The organism is Streptosporangium sp. NPDC001559, assembly GCF_042893955.1.
GTDB lineage: Bacteria > Actinomycetota > Actinomycetes > Streptosporangiales > Streptosporangiaceae > Streptosporangium.
The window spans coordinates 369,884-388,205 of sequence record NZ_JBIAVG010000003.1 but is presented as its reverse complement, the minus strand read 5'-3'; the positions used below and the strand labels follow the sequence as shown (position 1 = coordinate 388,205).

At 71.4% G+C, this 18,322-nt stretch carries 16 protein-coding genes; 12 read left to right on the top strand and 4 right to left on the bottom strand.

What is annotated here, in order from left to right; all coding sequences use genetic code 11:
* Nucleotides 1-122: 122 nt before the first annotated feature.
* Nucleotides 123-1,328 carry an MFS transporter gene (locus ACFYY8_RS08890; RefSeq protein WP_390038685.1) on the top strand — a complete coding sequence of 402 codons (1,206 nt, stop codon included), beginning with the start codon at nt 123-125 and terminating at the stop codon, nt 1,326-1,328.
* Here the strand turns inward: ACFYY8_RS08890 and ACFYY8_RS08885 are convergent.
* A complete protein-coding gene (locus tag ACFYY8_RS08885) occupies nt 1,325-2,113 on the bottom strand; it encodes a 5-deoxy-glucuronate isomerase (protein ID WP_390038684.1) in 789 nt (262 codons plus the stop codon). The two genes, ACFYY8_RS08890 and ACFYY8_RS08885, sit on opposite strands and share 4 nt — an antisense overlap.
* Nucleotides 2,114-2,386: 273 nt before the next feature.
* Between ACFYY8_RS08885 and ACFYY8_RS08880 the strand changes: the two genes are divergently transcribed.
* On the top strand, nt 2,387-3,193 hold the full coding sequence (locus ACFYY8_RS08880; protein ID WP_390038683.1) for an SDR family NAD(P)-dependent oxidoreductase: 807 nt from the start codon (nt 2,387-2,389) through the stop codon (nt 3,191-3,193).
* A gap of 20 nt (nt 3,194-3,213) precedes the next feature.
* Here the strand turns inward: ACFYY8_RS08880 and ACFYY8_RS08875 are convergent, their stop codons facing one another.
* The gene (locus tag ACFYY8_RS08875) at nt 3,214-3,489 is read right to left on the bottom strand and encodes a hypothetical protein (RefSeq protein WP_390038682.1); all 276 of its coding nucleotides are present in this window, start codon (nt 3,487-3,489) and stop codon (nt 3,214-3,216) included.
* 199 nt (nt 3,490-3,688) lie between these two features.
* Here ACFYY8_RS08875 and ACFYY8_RS08870 point away from each other — a divergent pair, with 199 nt between their 5' ends.
* The 5 genes from ACFYY8_RS08870 (at nt 3,689) to ACFYY8_RS08850 (ending at nt 9,734) form a co-directional block, all read left to right on the top strand.
* Complete coding sequence (locus tag ACFYY8_RS08870; RefSeq protein WP_390038680.1) at nt 3,689-5,341, top strand: fumarate hydratase; 1,653 nt, start codon at nt 3,689-3,691, stop codon at nt 5,339-5,341.
* A gap of 105 nt (nt 5,342-5,446) precedes the next feature.
* Complete coding sequence (locus ACFYY8_RS08865; RefSeq protein WP_390038678.1) at nt 5,447-5,947, top strand: TIGR03668 family PPOX class F420-dependent oxidoreductase; 501 nt, start codon at nt 5,447-5,449, stop codon at nt 5,945-5,947.
* Between the two features lie 257 nt (nt 5,948-6,204).
* The gene (locus ACFYY8_RS08860; RefSeq protein ID WP_390038676.1) at nt 6,205-6,813 is read left to right on the top strand and encodes a superoxide dismutase; all 609 of its coding nucleotides are present in this window, start codon (nt 6,205-6,207) and stop codon (nt 6,811-6,813) included.
* A 69-nt stretch (nt 6,814-6,882) separates the two neighbouring features.
* Entirely contained in the window at nt 6,883-8,061 is a 1,179-nt protein-coding gene (locus ACFYY8_RS08855) for a serine/threonine-protein kinase (protein WP_390038674.1), read from the top strand.
* A gap of 35 nt (nt 8,062-8,096) precedes the next feature.
* The gene (locus ACFYY8_RS08850; RefSeq protein ID WP_390038672.1) at nt 8,097-9,734 is read left to right on the top strand and encodes a serine/threonine-protein kinase; all 1,638 of its coding nucleotides are present in this window, start codon (nt 8,097-8,099) and stop codon (nt 9,732-9,734) included.
* Between the two features lie 55 nt (nt 9,735-9,789).
* Here ACFYY8_RS08850 and ACFYY8_RS08845 read toward each other — a convergent pair whose 3' ends face one another.
* Nucleotides 9,790-11,037 carry an SLC13 family permease gene (locus tag ACFYY8_RS08845; protein WP_390039061.1) on the bottom strand — a complete coding sequence of 416 codons (1,248 nt, stop codon included), beginning with the start codon at nt 11,035-11,037 and terminating at the stop codon, nt 9,790-9,792.
* Nucleotides 11,038-11,181: 144 nt separating this feature from the next.
* Here ACFYY8_RS08845 and ACFYY8_RS08840 point away from each other — a divergent pair, with 144 nt between their 5' ends.
* Genes ACFYY8_RS08840 through ACFYY8_RS08820 form a run of 5 tightly spaced genes read left to right on the top strand, consistent with a single transcriptional unit; the run spans nt 11,182 to nt 16,326 of the window.
* A complete protein-coding gene (locus tag ACFYY8_RS08840) occupies nt 11,182-12,603 on the top strand; it encodes a class II fumarate hydratase (protein WP_390038670.1) in 1,422 nt (473 codons plus the stop codon).
* Nucleotides 12,600-12,986, top strand: coding sequence for a tautomerase family protein (locus ACFYY8_RS08835; protein ID WP_390038668.1), 387 nt, complete (start codon nt 12,600-12,602; stop codon nt 12,984-12,986). The genes ACFYY8_RS08840 and ACFYY8_RS08835 overlap by 4 nt, the downstream gene beginning before the upstream one ends.
* Before the next feature lie 43 nt (nt 12,987-13,029).
* On the top strand, nt 13,030-13,593 hold the full coding sequence (locus tag ACFYY8_RS08830; protein WP_390038666.1) for a GyrI-like domain-containing protein: 564 nt from the start codon (nt 13,030-13,032) through the stop codon (nt 13,591-13,593).
* Nucleotides 13,594-13,643: 50 nt separating this feature from the next.
* Complete coding sequence (locus tag ACFYY8_RS08825) at nt 13,644-14,390, top strand: 3-hydroxybutyrate dehydrogenase (protein WP_390038664.1); 747 nt, start codon at nt 13,644-13,646, stop codon at nt 14,388-14,390.
* Between the two features lie 34 nt (nt 14,391-14,424).
* Complete coding sequence (locus ACFYY8_RS08820) at nt 14,425-16,326, top strand: helix-turn-helix domain-containing protein (RefSeq protein ID WP_390038662.1); 1,902 nt, start codon at nt 14,425-14,427, stop codon at nt 16,324-16,326.
* Here ACFYY8_RS08820 and ACFYY8_RS08815 read toward each other — a convergent pair.
* Nucleotides 16,311-18,290: a glycosyltransferase family 2 protein gene (locus tag ACFYY8_RS08815; RefSeq protein WP_390038660.1), complete on the bottom strand. Its 1,980-nt coding sequence runs from the start codon at nt 18,288-18,290 to the stop codon at nt 16,311-16,313. The genes ACFYY8_RS08820 and ACFYY8_RS08815 overlap by 16 nt on opposite strands.
* Nucleotides 18,291-18,322: the final 32 nt, after the last annotated feature.

Sequence of the window (18,322 nt, the reverse complement as noted above, 5' to 3'; positions counted from 1 at the left end):
CTCTCGACCATAACCTTCCGGGGGACCCGTGAAGCCGCCGCGTGAGTGTCCGTTGACCGTCGGGTACGGCGCCCCTACCCTGGCGGAAATCTGAACGTTCTTCACGTTTGCTGGAGGCCGTCGTGCCGTCCTCTCCCCCTCCCCGGCGTGACAGGCGGGCACGCGTGGCGACCTGGGCCGCCTTCCTCGTCCAGGGCCTCTGTTTCGCCACGCTGATCACGCACGTGATCGACCTGCAGCACAGGTTCGGTCTCGGTGACGACGACCTGATGCTCGTCCTGCTGCTGGTCCCGGTGGTCGCGGGAGCGGGCAGCGCCGCCGTCGCCCCGCTGGCCGCCAGGTACGGCAGCGCCCCGGTCCTGCGGGTCTCCCAGCTCGCCGTCTGCGTCGTCGTCGCCCTGTCCGGGTGGAACGACGGTCTGGCCGGGCTCTACGCGCTCTGCGCGGCCTTCGGCCTGTTCGTCGGGGCGGTGGACGCGGCGATGAACATGCAGGCGGTCGCGGTCGAACGGCGGTACGGCATGAGCGTCCTGAGCGGCTTCCACGCCGTGTGGAGTGTCGGCTCGATGCTCGGTGCCGCCGTCAACTCCGCCTTCAGCGCCCTGGGAGTGTCTCTCGGCTGGTCGTTCACGGCGCCCGTGCTGGCCGGGGCCGTGCTCTCCGCGGTCGCGCTGCCCGGCCTGTACGACCGGGAGGAGGAACTCCACGGCCGCGTCGCCCGGGACACGGCGGGGGCAGCGCGGGTGCCGTGGCGGTCGATCCTGCCGCTCTGCCTGGCCATGGCCTTCCTGTACGTGGGTGACGCGGCGGTCTCCAGCTACAGCACCCTCTACATGAGCGACGCCCTGGCCGCGAGCGGCTGGCTGGTGCCGTTCGCCTATCTGCTGTATCAGGCGGCCATGCTCCTGGCTCGCGTCCCCGGTGACCTGGCCGTGCGCAGGTACGGCCCGGCCCCGGTCGTCCGGGCGGGCGCGGTGATCGCGGCGGCGGGGACGGCCGGCGTCGTCGTCGCCCCCGGTGTCGTCGTGGCCGTCCTGGCGTTCGGGCTGATCGGCGTGGGCCTGTCGGTGATCGCACCGCAGTCGTTCTCCGCGGCGGGCCGCCTCGGGGCCGGGGCGGAGACGGCGATCGCGCGGGTCAACGTGTTCAACTACGTCGGTTTCCTGGTCGGCGCCGCCGTGGTCGGCGGCGTCAACGACGGCTTGGGCCCCAGGTGGGCGTTCGTGCCCGCCGCGGTCCTGGTGGCCCTGATCGTGCCGCTCGCCGGAGGGTTCCGGCTCTCTCTTCCCGCGGGCCCCGCCCAGGGTGCCGTCCGGGAGGCCGTCTAGGGCGCCTTCGTCATGGGCAGGCGGGGGTCGGGGATCCAGCCGTGCGCCCGGGGCTCGGTGGCCGCCGCCGGGCGCTCGGGCCCGGCCAGCACGTTCAGGTGGTAGAGGTCGTGGCCCGGTGCCGCCGTCGACGGACCGTGGCAGCCGTGCGGGGCGAGCACCACGTCCCCTGAGGAGACCTCGGTCACCGTCTCGTGGGCGCCGTGAATCCGCTGGTAGCCGGGCCCTCCCTCGAAGTAGTAGATCCGCTCGCGCACGGCCCCGCACTCCGGCGTCGCGTCGTGCTCGTACGGCGGGCAGGGCGTACGGTTGCCGCCCGGGGTGAGCACCTCGACCGCGACGAGCCGGTCGCACTCGAAGGCGTCGGGGGCGCAGAAGCCGTTGATCTGGCTGCTCGTCCGGCCCTCCCCGCGCACCTCGACGGGCACCCCGCGGGCCGGGCCGTACCTGACGGGGAAGCTTCTGCTCGCGCGGGCCGTGGGGAAGGCGAAGCGGCCCGCGCCGGTGATCCTGACCGTCGCGCCGACGGGCAGGTAGGCGAAGTCGCTGATCGCGTGGAAGACGGAGACTCGCCCTTCGAGGGTGAGCCGTACGCCGTCGCACTCGATCCGGCACGAACCGGAGAGGGGCAGGACCAGCATCTCCTCGTCGCCGGTGCAGAAGAGCACGCTCTCGTCGGAGAGCGTGAGCAGGCGGAGCCCGGCGTGGTTCCAGCCCGCCGTCTCCGGGGTGATCCACAGCGCCCACGGCGTCAAGGTGGAGGTACCCGCGGGGACGAGGGTCATGGTCTCTCCCGACGTCGTGTTTCGCATGATCCTTCGCCCATGCTGCCTCCAGCGTGTCCTGACCGTTACCGGCAGGCGTATAACACCGTCGGCCCGACCACAAGACCCACCGCCGCACACGGTATGACGGCGGGCGTGGACGCCGACGTAACGACGGCCGATTCCCGCGCGAATTACCCGTCCGACCTGCGCCGGGGCCGGAGCGGGCGGCCGGACTACCTTCGACAACCGCGGCCCGGGACCGGGTCGCGGGGTTCGACAAGGGGAGAACACATGGACCTGCGACTGTCCGGACAGGTGGCCGTCGTCACCGGGGCGTCCAAGGGAATCGGGCTGGCGATCGTGAGCACCCTGCTGGCCGAGGGTGCCCGGGTGGTCGCCGCCTCGCGGAGGAGCAGCCCGGGGCTGGAGGCACTCGCCGGAGACCACCTGGTGCACGTCGCCGTCGACCTCATGGAGCCGTCGGCTCCCGGACTGGCGGTCGCCCGCGCCGCCGAGGAGTTCGGCGGGCTGGACATCCTGGTCAACAACGCCGGAGGGCGGCCGCCCGGGGTGACGTTGCCGCGTTCGTCGTTCTTCGACGCCGGTGACGACGACTGGCGGACGATGTTCGAGCTCAACCTGTTCTCGGTGGTGCGGGCCGTACGGGCGGCCGTCCCGCTGATGCTGCGGCGGGGCGGCGGGGCGATCGTCAACGTCTCCTCGGGCAACGCCAGGCAGCCCTCGCAGATGAACGTCGACTACGGTGCGGCCAAGGCGGGCGTGAACAACCTGACCAAGGCTCTGTCCGAGGAGTTCGGCCCGCAGGGCATCCGGGTGAACACGGTCTCCCCCGGTCCGGTCCGCACGCCGTGGTGGACCGAACAGGGAGGCGCGGCCGACGTCATCGCCTCGATGACGGGTTCCGACCGGGACGACGTGATGGACCGCCTGGCGCCGGAGATGATGCGCCTGACCACCGGCCGCCTGGTCGACCCGCAGGAGGTGGCCGACGCGGTCGCGCTGCTGGCCTCCCCGAGGTCCGCCAGCACCACGGGGGCCGACTTCGTGGTGGACGGCGGCTTCCTCAAGGCGGTCTGATCCGTCACCTCCTCCGGAGGTCAGTGGTGGAGCCGCTCGTGGGTCTGTCCGTGGATCTGCCCGTGGGTCTGTTCCGGGGCGCTGCGCTGGCTGGGCAGGTCACTCCTCTCCAGCCGGCGCCTGCGCTGCTCCGCCTTGGAGATGTCGGCCGGCTGCTGGGGCGCCTCGCCGTCGTTGCTTCTGATGGTCGCCAGCGCTATCGCGATCAGCGAGACCGCCAGTCCCGCGACCACGAGGAGAGCCAGGATCGCGAGCATCACGATGTTGCTGCTCAGGATGGTGTTCACGGTTCCCATGACGTCCTCCGGCCTTCTCTCTTTCCACCTTTCTCCTCTTCTTCGCGAAGAGTGGTCGAAAAGTCGTCATTAAAGGCCCAAATGTTGATATATGCCTTTTGGGGGCTGGTGGCGCCCGACCACGGCGAGGAGGCGTGAGCGGCAGGCCGTACCCTCTATGAGGACCGGAGAAGGCCACCGGCACGGAGGACCGAGGACGATGCCCGAGTTCGACTACACCGACCTGCTTCCGCTGGGACAGGACGAGACCGAGTACCGCCTGATCAGCACCGAGGGGGTGCGTGTCGTCGAGGCGGCGGGCCGCAGGTTCCTCGAAGTCGATCCCGAGGCGCTGCGACTGCTGACCGAGACGGCCGTCCACGACATCTCCCACTACCTTCGCTCCTCCCACCTGGCCCAGCTTCGCAAGATCATCGATGACCCCGAGTCGAGCGGGAACGACCGCTTCGTCGCGCTCGACCTGCTCAAGAACGCCTCGATCTCGGCGGGCGGCGTGCTGCCGATGTGCCAGGACACGGGCACCGCGATCGTCATGGGCAAGCGGGGGCGCCACGTGCTCACCGACGGCGCGGACGCCGAGCACATCTCGCACGGCGTCTACGACGCCTACACCAAGCTGAACCTGCGCTACTCCCAGATGGCCCCGATCACCATGTGGGAGGAGAAGAACACCGGTTCCAACCTGCCCGCCCAGATCGAGCTGTACGCCGAGGACCCCAACGGGCACCCCGACGAGTACAAGCTGCTGTTCATGGCCAAGGGCGGCGGCAGCGCCAACAAGTCCTTCCTGTACCAGGAGACCAAGGCGGTCCTCAACGAGAAGCGGATGCTCGCCTTCCTTGAGGAGAAGATCCGCTCCCTGGGCACCGCCGCGTGCCCGCCGTACCACCTGGCGATCGTCGTGGGCGGCACCTCGGCCGAGTTCGCCCTGAAGACGGCCAAGTACGCCAGCGCCCGCTACCTGGACTCCATCCCCACCTCGGGCTCCCCCAGCGGCCACGGCTTCCGCGACACCGAGCTTGAGGCGAAGGTCTTCGAGCTCACCCAGAAGCTCGGCATCGGCGCCCAGTTCGGCGGCAAGTACTTCTGCCACGACGTCCGCGTCATCCGCCTGCCCCGGCACGGCGCCTCCTGCCCGGTCGCCATCGCGGTCTCCTGCAGCGCCGACCGCCAGGCCCTCGCCAAGATCACGGCCGACGGGATCTTCCTTGAGCGGCTGGAGACCGACCCGGCGAGGTTCCTGCCCGAGACCACGGACGAGCACCTGTCCGACGACGTGGTGCGGATCGACCTCAACCGCCCGATGCCGGAGATCCTCGCCGAGCTGACCAAGTATCCGGTCAAGACCCGCCTGTCCCTGACCGGCCCGCTGGTCGTGGCCCGCGACATCGCGCACGCCAAGATCGGCGAGCTGCTCGACGCGGGCGGCGAGATGCCGCAGTACATGAAGGACCACGCGGTCTACTACGCCGGCCCCGCCAAGACCCCCGAGGGATACGCCTCCGGATCGTTCGGGCCGACGACGGCGGGCCGCATGGACTCCTACGTCGAGCGCTTCCAGGCCGCGGGCGGCTCCATGGTCATGCTGGCCAAGGGCAACCGCTCCAAGCAGGTCACCGACGCCTGCGCGACCCACGGCGGCTTCTACCTCGGCTCCATCGGCGGCCCCGCCGCCCGGCTCGCCCAGGACTGCATCAGGAAGGTCGAGGTCCTGGAGTATCCGGAGCTGGGCATGGAGGCCGTCTGGAAGATCGAGGTCGAGGACTTCCCGGCGTTCATCGTGGTCGACGACAAGGGCGACGACTTCTTCACCGACCGCACGGGACCGGTGCTGTCCATCGGGCGGCGCTGACCTGAGACGACCCTGAGAGGGGGGCGGGGAGATCCTCGCCCCCTTTTCCGTGTTCCGTTTCACGTCCCGGCGAGGGCGTCCCGGAGTCCGCGTTTCAATGGCCGGATGGACACCTCACGGGCGCGGGCCCTGTTCATGACCGCCAGGGTCGCCCGCCTCGCCACCATCAGCGCCGCCTCCGGCGCCACTGCGGACTCCGCTATGGGCGCCGCTGCGGGTGCCGCCACCAGCGCCACCGGCGCGCCCCGGATCGTCCCCGTGACCTTCGACGTGGACGGTGACACGGTCGCCTTCGCGATCGACCACAAGCCGAAGCGCACGACGGATCTGCGGCGGCTGCGTGACATCGCCGCCGACGGGCGGGTGTGCCTGCTGGCCGACCACTACGAGGACGACTGGACGCGGCTGTGGTGGGTCCGTGCCGACGGCAGGGCCAGGATCGTCACGGACGGACCGGACAGGGATCGGGCCCTGACCCGCCTGGCCCGGCGCTACCCGCAGTATCGCGAACGGCCTCCGCACGGCCCCGTCGTGCTCATCGAGGTGACGTCGTGGACGGGATGGGCCTTCAGCGATCCCTTCAGCGATCCGTCGAGGGAGGGCTGAGAAAAGGCCCCGCGCGGAGAGCGGTGCGAACGCCCTCGATCCGACCGGCTCGGGACGACCCGGACCCCACGGACGTCCGTGCCGCGCCGCGCCGTACGGGTGCGCGGGACCCCCTCCGGACCAGCTGACACCTGCCATCATGATGTAATTGCGAATTACTTGCAACTACTGAGAGTCCTAGGTCGCAAGTCTGATGCACATGCATGTATCCGGCAGTAGTGTCGGCGGAGTACCGACCAACGAGGAGGTAGACCTTCATGGGTGAGTACACCCTTCCGGATATGCCCTACGACTACGCGGCGCTTGAGCCCGCGATCACCGGCGAGATCCTGGAGCTGCACCACTCCAAGCACCACGCCGCCTACGTCAAGGGCGCCAACGACACCCTGGAGCGGCTGGCCGAGGCCCGCGACAAGGGCGAGTTCGGCGGTCTCGTCGGCCTTGAGAAGACCTTCGCCTTCAACCTGTCCGGCCACGTGCTGCACTCGATCTTCTGGGAGAACCTCTCCCCCGACGGCGGCGACCGCCCCGACGGTGAGCTGTCCGCCGCCATCGACGAGCATTTCGGCTCGTTCGAGGCCTTCCAGAAGCAGCTGACCACCGCGACCGCCGGGGTGCAGGGTTCCGGCTGGGGCGTGCTGGCCTGGGAGCCGCTCAGCCGCCGCCTGGTCGTCGAGCAGATCTACGACCACCACGGCAACGTCGGGCTGAACACCACGCCGCTGCTGGTCTTCGACGCCTGGGAGCACGCCTACTATCTCCAGTACCGCAACGTGCGCCCCGACTACGTCGAGAAGCTGTGGTCGCTGATCAACTGGGACGACGTGAAGCGGCGCTTCTCGACAGCGACGAGCGCGAAAATCTGACCGAAGAACGCAAGAAGTTTCGGCCCGGTCTCTACTGGTCGCATTACGCAAATCGGTAAGCTGCCCATCATGCGTGCGCCCTCCGGTTACCTCCTTGCAGCGCGCTACCGGCTTTCCGAGCCGGTCGGGCGCGGCGGCATGGGTACCGTCTGGCGCGCGCACGACGAGTTGCTCGACCGCGAGGTCGCGGTCAAGGAGGTGCGGCTGCCCCTCGTCCTGGACGAGGACCTGCGGGCGGAACTGTGCGCCAGGACCGAGCGCGAGGGACGGGCGACCGCGATGGTCGCCCATCCCTCGGTCATCACCGTCTTCGACGTCGTGACGGAGGACGAGCGTCCCTGGATCGTGATGGAGCTGCTGCGCGCCAGGTCCCTGGAGCAGCTCCTGCAAGACCGGGGACCGCTGCCGCCCCGTGAGACCGCCGAGATCGGCCGCCAGGTCCTCGGGGCGCTGCGGGCCGTACACGCCAAGGGGATCCTGCACCGGGACGTCAAGCCGAGCAACGTCCTGGTGACCGACGACCGGGCGGTGCTCACCGACTTCGGCCTGGCCGCGCTCGAAGGCGACGTGTCGATCACCCAGGCGGGCATCGTGCTCGGCTCCGCCGGATACATCGCCCCTGAGCGCGTGCTCGGCGCCAAGGCCACCCCCTCGGCCGACCTGTGGTCGCTCGGCGCGACCCTCTACACCGCCGTCGAGGGCCGCGGCCTGCACGGACGCCGTACGGCGGCCGCCGCCCTGGCCGCGTTGACCAGCGGTGAGCCGATCCCGATGGAGAAGGCCGGCCCGCTGACCCCGGTGCTGCGCGGCCTGCTCATGATCGACCCGGCGGCCAGGCTCGACGCGGTACGCGCCTCGATGATGCTCGCCAGGGTCGCGGCGGGCGGGACGGCCGAGGAGCCGCTCGCCAGGACCGCGGGCAGGATCGGCAGGAACACCGCGACGCTCACGGTCCCCTCGTTCAACCGCCGTCCACAGCACCGTGGGTTGCACCGAGCGGGTTCCGCGCCGTTGCCGCCGCCCCCGCTCATACCTCCGCCCCCGCGGACCATGGCGCAGCCTCCCGTACCGCCCCCGCCGTACCCGCCGCCCTCGTCCAGGGCGCATCGCCGCCCGGCGGAGGGGATGCACCGCAAGCCGATGAGCCAGGCCCCCGAGCCGCGGCCGTTTGTCCGGTTCGTTACGCCTCTGATCCGCCTGGTGCTCCCTCGGCTGTTGTGGCCTAAGGAGCTCCGTAAGCGAAGATAAAGCGAGCTTCAAGGAAGAATCGCTATCTTCTTCTCATGCCGGAACAGCAGACGCGCGTGCTCGCTGACCGCTACGAGCTGATCACACCGCTCGGCCGGGGGACGATGGGGACCGTTTGGCGGGCCCACGACCGTTCCCTCGGTCGTGAGGTCGCGATCAAAGAGATCCGTCAGGAGCCCGGGCTCAGCGAGGCACAACGCGCCGAACTTCGGGAGCGCATGATCCGTGAGGGTCGTACGGCAGCCCGCATCAGTCATCCCTCGGTGGCCACCGTCCACGACGCGATCGTCGAGGACGGCAGCCCGTGGATCATCATGGAGCTCGTCCAGGCCCGCTCCCTCGAACAGGTCATCGAGGAGGAGGGGCCGCTGCCTCCCCGGCTCGTCGCCGAGATCGGCGTGGACCTGATCGGCGCGCTGCGCGCCGCCCACGACCAGGGCATCCTGCACCGGGACGTCAAACCGGGCAACGTGCTGGTCACCGAGAGCGGCCGGGTGGTGCTCACCGACTTCGGCATCGCCAAGGCGGAGGGGGACAGCAGCCTCACCAAGACCGGCATGGTGATCGGCTCGCCCGGCTACACGGCGCCGGAGCGGGCACGCGGTGAGCACACCGGCCCCGAGTCCGACCTGTGGTCGCTCGGCGCGACGCTGTACTTCGCCGTCGAGGGCCGTCCGGCCTACGAGCGTTCCTCGGTGGCCGAGACCCTGGCCGCGTTGATGACGGACAAGGCCGATCCGCCGACCCAGGCCGGACCGCTCCGGCCGGTGCTCGAACACCTCCTGGAGAGGGACTACACCGCCCGTCCCTCGCACCTGCAGGCGATCGCGATGCTCAGGACCGTCGCGGACACCCCGACCGGGTCCATCCCGGTCGTGCCGCCCCTGGAGGCCCCCGGCGCGTCCCAGAAGGCCGCGTCCAGAACGGCCACCGGAGCCACCGGAGCAAAGGCCGCCAAGGCCGCTTCTGAGGCGTCCAGGCCTGCCGGGGCACCCGTCAACCCCGTCCAGCCCCCACCCCAGCCCCCGCTCCGGCCCTCCGCGGCTCAGCCGCCCCGCACCCAGCCCCCCGCCCCCGCTCCCGCCCAGGCCCCCGCTCCGGTCGCCGCGCAGGGAGACGACGGGGACGAGGAGTTCGACGCCAACCGCACGGTGGTGGTCATCCGCCCCAAGGGGGGTCTGCGCCTGCCTCCCGGCCCGCAGTCCGCCGCTCCCGCCCCGCCGACGGCCCCCGCGCCGGTCGGCGGACGCCCTGCCGTACCCGGCCTCGGGACGCCGGTCGCGGGAGCGCGGACTCCCTCCCCTCCGGCTCCTCCGGCTTCTCCTGCGCGGGACAGGCCGGTCGCGGGCCCCTCGGTCTCTCCCCCTCCCCCCGGCTTCCCGCCCGGCGGAGCCGTACCGCCGCCGCAGGGACCGCCGCCGGGGCCGTCGCAGGGACCGCAGGGCCCCTGGACGCCCGCCGGGCGGCCGGGGGACGGTGCTCCTCCTCGTTCCCACGGGCTCGGGACCGACCTGTTCGCCATCGCCGGGCAGAACGGTCCCTCCACCCAGAACGGTCAGGCGCCCCAGCGGAACCCCTCCGGGAACCGGGCCGGGGTGCTCGTCCTCATGGGCGTGGCGGCCATCGCCCTGGTGGTGATCGTCATCCTGGGCGTGTCCTTCCTGACCGGCTGAACCGGCTGAATCACGGCGCCCGGCGACGGACCGGGCGCCACGGGGCACCGCCGGGTCAGACCCCGATCACGTTCAGGGACACCCACAGCGCCACGACCGCGAGCGGCAGCGTGGCGCCGACGGTGAGCAGGCCGAGCCGGGTGAACTCCCCCAGCCCGACCCCGGTGTCGTGTTCGCGCACGATCCGCCGCCACAGCAGGGTCGCCAGGGACCCGGCGTAGGTGAGGTTGGGCCCGATGTTCACCCCGATCAGCACCGCGAGGACCGCGCCCGGCCCGGCGGGGGCGGTCAGCGGCAGCAGGACCAGTACGGCGGGCAGATTGTTGATCACGTTCGCCAGGACCGCGGCCAGCGCCGCGATCCCCAGCAGGGCGGGCAGGCCGGTACCGCCCGGGACCAGGTGACCGAGCGCGTCGGCGAGGCCGTTGCCGACCACCGCCCGCACCACGACGGCCAGCGCCAGGACGAAGGCCAGGAACGGCACCGCGGCCGATCGCACGACGGCCACCGGGGTGGTGCGCCCCCTGGCCAGGGCACGGCAGGCGAGTACGGCCGCGCCCGCCAGGGCCGCCCACGCGGGGTTGATCCCCAGCCAGGAGGCGACCACGAACCCGGCCAGCGTGCACACGACGGTGGCCAGCGCGAAGACCGGCGTCTCACGAGGCTCGGCGACGACCGGGGCCACGGCCCCCGCGTCCAGGTCCGTGGCGAAGAATCTCAGGAACAGGACGTACTCCACCCCGACCGCGACCAGCCAGGGCAGCGCCATCAGGGCCGTGAAACGGGTGAAGCTCAGGCCGCTGGCGGCGAGGGCGAGCAGGTTCGTCAGGTTGGAGACCGGCAGCAGCAGCGAGGCCGTGTTCGACAGGTGGGCGCAGGCGTACACGTGTGGCCCGGGGCGGGCGCCGAGCCTGGCCGCGGTGGCGAGCACGACCGGCGTCAGCAGCACGACCGTGGCGTCCAGACTGAGCACCGCGGTGATGAGCGAGGCCGCGGCGAACACCTGGACCAGCAGGTGACGTGGCCGCCCCGCCGCGCCACGGGCCATCCAGACGCCGCAGGCGTGGAACAGCCCCTCGTCGTCGCACAGCTTGGCCAGAACGAGTACGGCCGCCAGGAAGCCGACGACCGGCCCCAGCCGGGCCATCTCGGCGACGGCCTGTTCCACGGAGATCGCCCCGATCGCGACGACCACTCCGGCGGCGGGGACCGCGACCACGGCCTCCTGCCAGCCCCACGGCCGGATGACCGCGCAGGCCAGCACCGCCAGGAGCAGGAGGACCGAGACCGTCTCGGCGAGCACGGCGTTCAACGGCGTCCTTTCCTGGACGGGACCTTCCGGGCAGGGACCGGGCGACCACGACTGTGGGAGGAGTCTCGCAAACGCCATCAGGGATGGACACGTCACCCCAGGCGTCCGTGTCCGGCGAAGGCGCAAACTGGAAGCATGAGCGAGTTTCGGATCGAACATGACTCGATGGGCGATGTGCGGGTCCCGGCGGACGCGAAGTGGCGGGCGCAGACACAACGGGCCGTCGAGAACTTCCCCGTCTCCGGCCGTGGTCTGGACAGCGCGCACATCGCGGCACTCGGCCTGATCAAGGCGGTCGCGGCCGAGGTCAACACCGAGCTCGGCGTGCTCGACAAGGAGATGGCAGAGGCGATCGCCGAGGCGGCGACGGACGTCGCGGAGAACGAGTGGGACGCCGAGTTCCCCGTCGACGTCTTCCAGACCGGCTCCGGCACCTCCTCCAACATGAACGCCAACGAGGTGATCGCGACCCTCGCCGAAGAGCGTCTCGGCCGTCCCGTCCACCCGAACGACCACGTCAACGCCTCGCAGTCCTCCAACGACGTGTTCCCCACCTCGATCCACGTCGCGGCGACGACCGAGGTGACCTACCACCTGATCCCGTCCCTGCGGCACCTGGCGACCGCGCTCAGGAACAAGGCGCTGCAGTTCGAGGACGTGGTCAAGGCGGGCCGTACACACCTGATGGACGCCACCCCGGTGACGCTGGGGCAGGAGTTCGGCGGTTACGCCACCCAGATCGACAACGCCGTCACCAGGGTTCGCGGGGTGATCCCCCGCCTCGTGCAGCTGCCGCTCGGCGGCACGGCCGTGGGGACCGGGATCAACACCCCGCCCGGCTTCGCCCCCAAGGTCATCGAGAAACTCCGCGAGGCGACGGGCCTGCCGTTCTCCGAGGCCCCCGACCACTTCGAGGCGCAGGGGGCCAGGGACTCCATCGTGGAGCTGTCCGGCCAGCTCCGCACCGTCGCCGTCTCGCTCAACAAGATCGCCAACGACCTGCGCTGGATGGGTTCGGGGCCGCGCACCGGACTCGGGGAGATCAACCTCCCCGACCTCCAGCCCGGTTCCTCGATCATGCCGGGCAAGGTCAACCCCGTCGTCCCCGAGGCCGTGTGCATGGTCGCGGCCCAGGTCATCGGCAACGACGCGGCCATCGCCTTCGCCGGGGCCTCGGGCAACTTCGAGCTCAACGTGATGCTGCCCGTCATCGCCCGCAACGTGCTGGAGTCGATCCGGCTGCTGGCCAACGTCTCCCGGCTGCTGGCCGACCGTTGCGTCGTCAGGATCACCGCCAACGTGGACCGGCTGCTCGAATACGCCGAGTCGTCCCCCTCGATCGTCACCCCGCTCAACCGGCACGTCGGCTACGAGGAGGCCGCGAAGATCGCCAAGCAGGCTCTGGAACAGCGCAGGACGATCAGGGAGATCGTGGTCGAGCGCGGTCACGTCGCCAACGGCACCCTCACCGAGGAGCAGCTCGACGCGCTGCTCGACGTGCTCTCCATGACCCGGCCGCCGTCCGCCCCCGAGGATCGGGGAGACTCCCGGACATGACACAGATCAAGATCTACGGTCGCCGCGACGTCTGGGCCGACCGGCGCCGGGAGGTGTCCGACACCCTGCACGAGTGCCTCACCGAGGTGTGGCGGCTGCCGGAGGACAAGCGTTTCCACCGGTTCCTGCTGCTCGACGCCGAGGACCTCCTCTGCCCGCAACGGAGCGAGCGGTATCTCATCGTGGAGATCGTCTGCTTCACCGGCAGGACGGACGAGGCCAAACGCGACCTCATCCGCACGCTGTTCGCCAGGGCCCAGGAGCGGCTCGACCTGCCCGCCGCCGACCTGGAGATCGTGATCATCGAGTCTCCGCAGGTCAACTGGGGCATCAGGGGCCTGCCCGGTGACGAGCTCACGCTGACCTACCCGGTTTCCGTCTGAGGCGACTGGACTCTCCCCTCGTGGGAGAGTCCAGCCTTACGGCATGAAGCAGATCCACCGCGACCTCTACACGGCCACCGCGACCCCACGCCTCCTCGACGTCCCCGAACTGCCCTGCCTCATGTTCGACGGCTCGGGCGCCCCCTCTGACGAGTCGTACCTCGACGCCGTCGCCGCCCTGTACGGCGTCTCCTACGCCGTACGCGCCGAGTTGAAGCCGGTCGTGACCTACTCGGTCGCCCCCATCGAAGGGCTCTGGGACGGCGACCCCGGGGACCTGTCCACCATGCGCTGGACGGCCCTCATCCCCCAGCCCGCCCAGGTGACCGCCGAGATCGTCGAGCGGGCGGTGGAGACCGTACGGCGTAAGCGGCCCGAGACGCGGCTCGACGGCCTGCGGCTGGGCACCATGAACGAGGGCAGGTCGGCCCAGATCCTGCACATCGGCCCCTTCAGCGAGGAGCCCGCGACGGTCAAGACGCTGATGGAGTTCATCACCGGGCAGGGTCTGGCCCTGGCGGGCAGGCATCACGAGATCTACCTGTCGGACTTCCGCCGCACCGCCCTGGAGAAGCAGCGGACCATCATCCGCTACCCCGTCGGCTGACGGGCCGCACGTCCACCGGATCGGCGGGACCGGACACTACATTCGATGTCATGACTGATCTGGCGGGGCGGTTGGCCCTGGTGACCGGGGCGGGCAGCGGGATCGGGCGGGCGTGCGCGCACCGGCTGGCCGCCGCCGGGGCGCACGTGGTCGTGCTGGACAGGGACGCGGGGACCGCCGCCGAGGTGGCCAGGGAGGTCGCCGGGACGCCGGTCGTCGCCGACCTGGCCTCGCCTGGCTTCGTCGACCTCGTCCCCGCCGACGTGGACATCCTGGTGAACAACGCCGGGTTCCAGCACGTGGCGCCGATCGAGGAGTTCCCGCCCGAGGTGTTCTCCACGATGCTGAAGGTCATGGTCGAGGCGCCGTTCCTGCTGGTCAGGGCGGTGCTGCCGGGGATGTACCGGCGGGGCTGGGGGCGGGTCGTCAACGTCTCCTCGGTCCACGGGCTGCGCGCCTCGCCGTACAAGTCGGCCTATGTCACGGCCAAGCACGCGCTCGAAGGGCTGTCGAAGGTCGTCGCGCTCGAAGGCGCCGAACACGGCGTCACCTCCAACTGCGTGAACCCCGCCTACGTCCGCACGCCCCTGGTCGAGGAGCAGATCGACGACCAGGCGAGGAACCACGGCATCGGCAGGGACGAGGTCGTGGAGCGGATCATGCTCGGCCCGGCGGTGATCAAACGGCTGATCGAACCGGAGGAGGTGGCCGAGCTGGTCGCCTACCTGTGCGGCCCGCACGGCTCGTTCGTCACCGGGGCCTCTCTGCCCCTCGACGGAGGCTGGACGGCCCGCTGAGAGCCATCGCCGGGGTGGGCGCGACAATGACGACATGAGCGCGCGGGTCTTCCTCGAACTACTGGCCAGGGAGGCGTCCGCCGTGGAGTTCGAGGGCCCGGTCCTGGCCGCCAGGAGCGCGGGCGCGGACGCCGCGACGCTGGCCGACCTGGAGGAAGCCAAGATCGTCGCGCTGCGGGTGCGGGAGCTGCTGCGGCGCAGGGCCCGGCGTGAGGCCGAGCTGTCGGCGCTGTTCGACACCGCGGGCGACCTGGCCGGGCTGCGCGACCTCGACGCCGTCCTTGAGGCCATCGTGCGCCGGGCCAGGCAGCTGCTCGGCACCGACGCCGCCTACATGACGCTGCACGACCCCGACCGGGGGGACACCTGGATGCGGGTGACCGACGGCTCGGTCTCGGCCAAGTTCAGGGCGTTGCGGCTGCCCATGGGGGCCGGTCTCGGCGGGCTGGTGGCCCAGACGGCGACGCCGTACTCGACGGCCGACTACTTCGCCGACCCCCGTTTCCGCCACAGGACGGACATCGACGACGCCGTGGTCGAGGAGGGGCTGGTCGCCATCCTGGGTGTCCCGCTCAAACTCGGCGCCCGGGTCATCGGTGTGCTGTTCGCGGCCAACCGCGGCGTGCGGCCCTTCAGCCAGGACGAGGTGGTGCTCCTGGGCTCGCTGGCCGCGCACGCGGCGGTGGCGATCGACAACGCCAGGCTGCTGCAGGAGACCAGGAACGCCCTTGAGGAGCTGAGCGAGACCAGCCGCCTGGCCAGCGCGCACAGCGGAGCCGTCGAGCGGGCGGCGCACGCCCACGACCGGATGGCCGGGCTGGTGCTGCGCGGCGGCGGCGTCGAGGACGTGGCCGCCGTGGTGACCGAGGTGCTCGGCGGCTCGCTGGTCGTGCTCGACGACGCGGGAAGGCCGATCGCCGGCGACCCGGGCGAGCTGGGTGAGGGCGTCACGGCGGTGATCGCCGAGGCGGCCAGGACGTCCCGCGCGCTCGGCCGTACGGTCAGGAGGGGCAACCTGCTGGTCGCCTCGGTCGACGTGGGCGCGGAACCGCTGTGCACGCTCGTGCTGCGAGCCGCGGAACCGGTCGCCGACACCGACCAGCGCATCCTGGAAAGGGCGGCGCTGGTCACCGCGCTGCTGACGCTGTTCCGCCGTACGGTCGCCGAGGCCGAGGGCCGGGTCAGGGGCGAGCTGCTCGAAGACCTGATCTCCCGGCCCGGCATGGACGGCCTGGCCGAGCGGGCCAGGCGGGTCGGCGTCGATCTCGGGGCCGCCCACGTGGTCGTCGTGGCCCGCTACGGCGACGAGCGGGAGCGGGCCGCTTTCTGGGCCTCCTCGCACGCCGCGCTCAACCGCGGCCTGGCGGCCCAGAGCGGGGACGAGGTCGTACTGCTGCTGCCCGGCGAGGACCCCGGCGCGCTCGCCAGGCGGGTGGCGGCCGAACTCGGCGCTGGCCTCGGCCGTCCGGCGACGGCGGGCGCCTGTGGCCCCGTACGCGGCCCCGGAGAGGTGGCCGGGGCCCACCAGGAGGCCAGGCGCTGCGCGGACGCCCTGGTGGCCCTGGGCCGCGAGGGAGAGGGCGCGGGCGTCGCCGAGCTCGGCTTCGTCGGGCTGCTCGTCGGCGGGGGACGTGACATCGAGGCGTTCCTCACCGCGACCGTGGGTCCGGTGCTCGACTACGACGCCCGGCGGGGGACGGCGCTGGTGCGCACGCTCACCGCCTACTTCGGCACAGGCTGTTCCCTGTCCCGTACGGCCGAGGCCCTGCACATCCACGTCAACACGGTCACCCAGCGCCTTGACCGGGTGGCGCAGCTCCTGGGGCCGGGCTGGCAGGCCCCGGAACGGGCCCTGGAGGTCCAGCTCGCCCTGCGGCTGCACCGGCTCAGCGGCCGGCCGGGCTCGGTCCCGCCGCCGGTTCAGCCGGGCACGTAACGCCGCTGGGCGGCCCTCGTCACCCTGACGACCCTGCGAACCCCCGGGATGCGCAGCGCCACCCGTTTGAACAGCGGGTAACGCGGGGCCGGTCTCCTCGCGGCGGAGGCCGCGCGGACCTCGACCCGGCCGCCGAGGCTCATCCCGACCTTGAAGCGCAGTCCGACCTCCCGATCCCCGATCCGCAGGAACGGCCGCCAGTCGCCGGGGGCGAGGAAGCCCTCACGGTAGACCCGCCGTACCGGCACCTTGGCGACGAGCCGCCCGGCGAGCTGCCCCGGCACGCCCGGCTCGACCAGCGCGGGCGCGCAGATCTCGTGCTCCCCCCTGCTCGCCCTGCGCAGCACCAGCTCCGCCGCGGGCCCCCCGCTCGGCGGCACGTACGGCACGGGCACCACGACGAACACGTGGTCGCGCTGCGAGGTGACGGTCGCCCCCGGGGAGACCAGCGCGATCGACTCGGCGAACGAGCGGGGCTCGACGCACACGCCGAGCTCGCCCCGGTCCGACCACCAGGGGATGACCAGGCGCGCGGAGTTGTCGGCCAGTGTCCCGGTACGGTTCGGCGGGGAGCCGGTCACCCGGGCGCGGACCTGGTGGGCGCCGCCGTACATGCGGACGTGGACCTCCCACAGGCCGGGGGGCAGCGCCTCCCCGAGGGCCGCCGAGGAGGCGTCGAGCCTGGCCGATCCGGTGACCTGGAGCCTGACCCCGTTGTGGTGCCTGCTCTGGATCACCGAGCAGGTGACGGGCAGGAAGTAGATGAGCCCGCTCTCCTCGTGCCTGACGTAGACCTCGAACCTGGCCCGGGAGGCGGCGTGGGTGACGTCGGCCAGCTCGGGCCGCAGGCTGAGGCCGTCGAGGGGGATGGGCGGGACCCAGGCCAGGCCGTCGTCGCCGTACCGGACGAACCGCACCGGTTCCCCGCCCGCGCGGACGATCTCCACGGCGAGGTTCATGGTGAAGGCGCCGTCCTCCCAGGACAGGCCCCTGAGGTCGGCCCGCAGGCGGGTGCCGCGCATGGCCTGGGCGAGTTCGACGAGCTGGTCGAGCCTGCCCGCGCGCAGCAGCGCCGCGCGCACCCGCATGTGGGTGGGCAGGTAGCGGTCCAGACGCGGGGGGAAGCGCTGCACGACCAGTTCGCGCAGGGTCGTGAAGGTCGCCGCCCTGTCCTTTGACGAGGTGACGAACCCGGCCCCCGCGAGACGGCGCAGTACGGCCGTGCGGAACCAGTGCGCGTACATCCGGTCGCGCCGCCGCCCCTGGGGGACCTCGTAGTCGACGACGTCGAGCAGTTCGCGTAGTTCGGTGGCGTGGACGTAGGGGTCGTCCTCCTGACGCGCCGGGCGTTCCCCGAGGCGGCAGCAGACCCGGTCGGCCAGGACGGTGATCGTCCTGGCCCGCAGGTAGGCCCTGGTCACGAACGTCTGCTCGGCCAGCGTCCCCCCGGGGTCGGGGAAGGTGAGCACCTCCTCGTCGAGGAAATCCCTGCGGTACAGCTTGTGCGGCGTCGGCAGGGTGAGCAGCCGGTCCCCGAGCAGGTCGGCGTTCTCCCGGTTGCGTTCGAAGATCTTGGACGGCGGCGCCTGGCCGTCCGCCAGCCGCCCGATGAGGATGTCCGCGCCGGTCTCGACCGCCCGGTCGTACATGCGCTCAAGGGCGAGGCGGTCGAGACGGTCCGTCTGGTCGAGCAGGTAGACGTATTCGCCCCTGGCGACCGCCATGGCGACGTTGCGCCCGCGCATCGGCGAGCCGGTCCGCCCGAGGTGCAGGACCCGGACGTTCGAGCGGACCGCGGCGATGGCGTCGAGGCGGAGCTGGATTCCGTCGTCCGATCCGTCGTCGGCGAAGATGACCTCGTACTCCTCCGAGGCCATCGACTGTTCGAGCACGGACCGGATACACGCGTCGGCGGCATCACCGGGGTTGTACACCGGCACTACGACGCTGACTTTTACATCCATGCGCCCAAGCGTGCGACGCCCGCGTCTTCGAG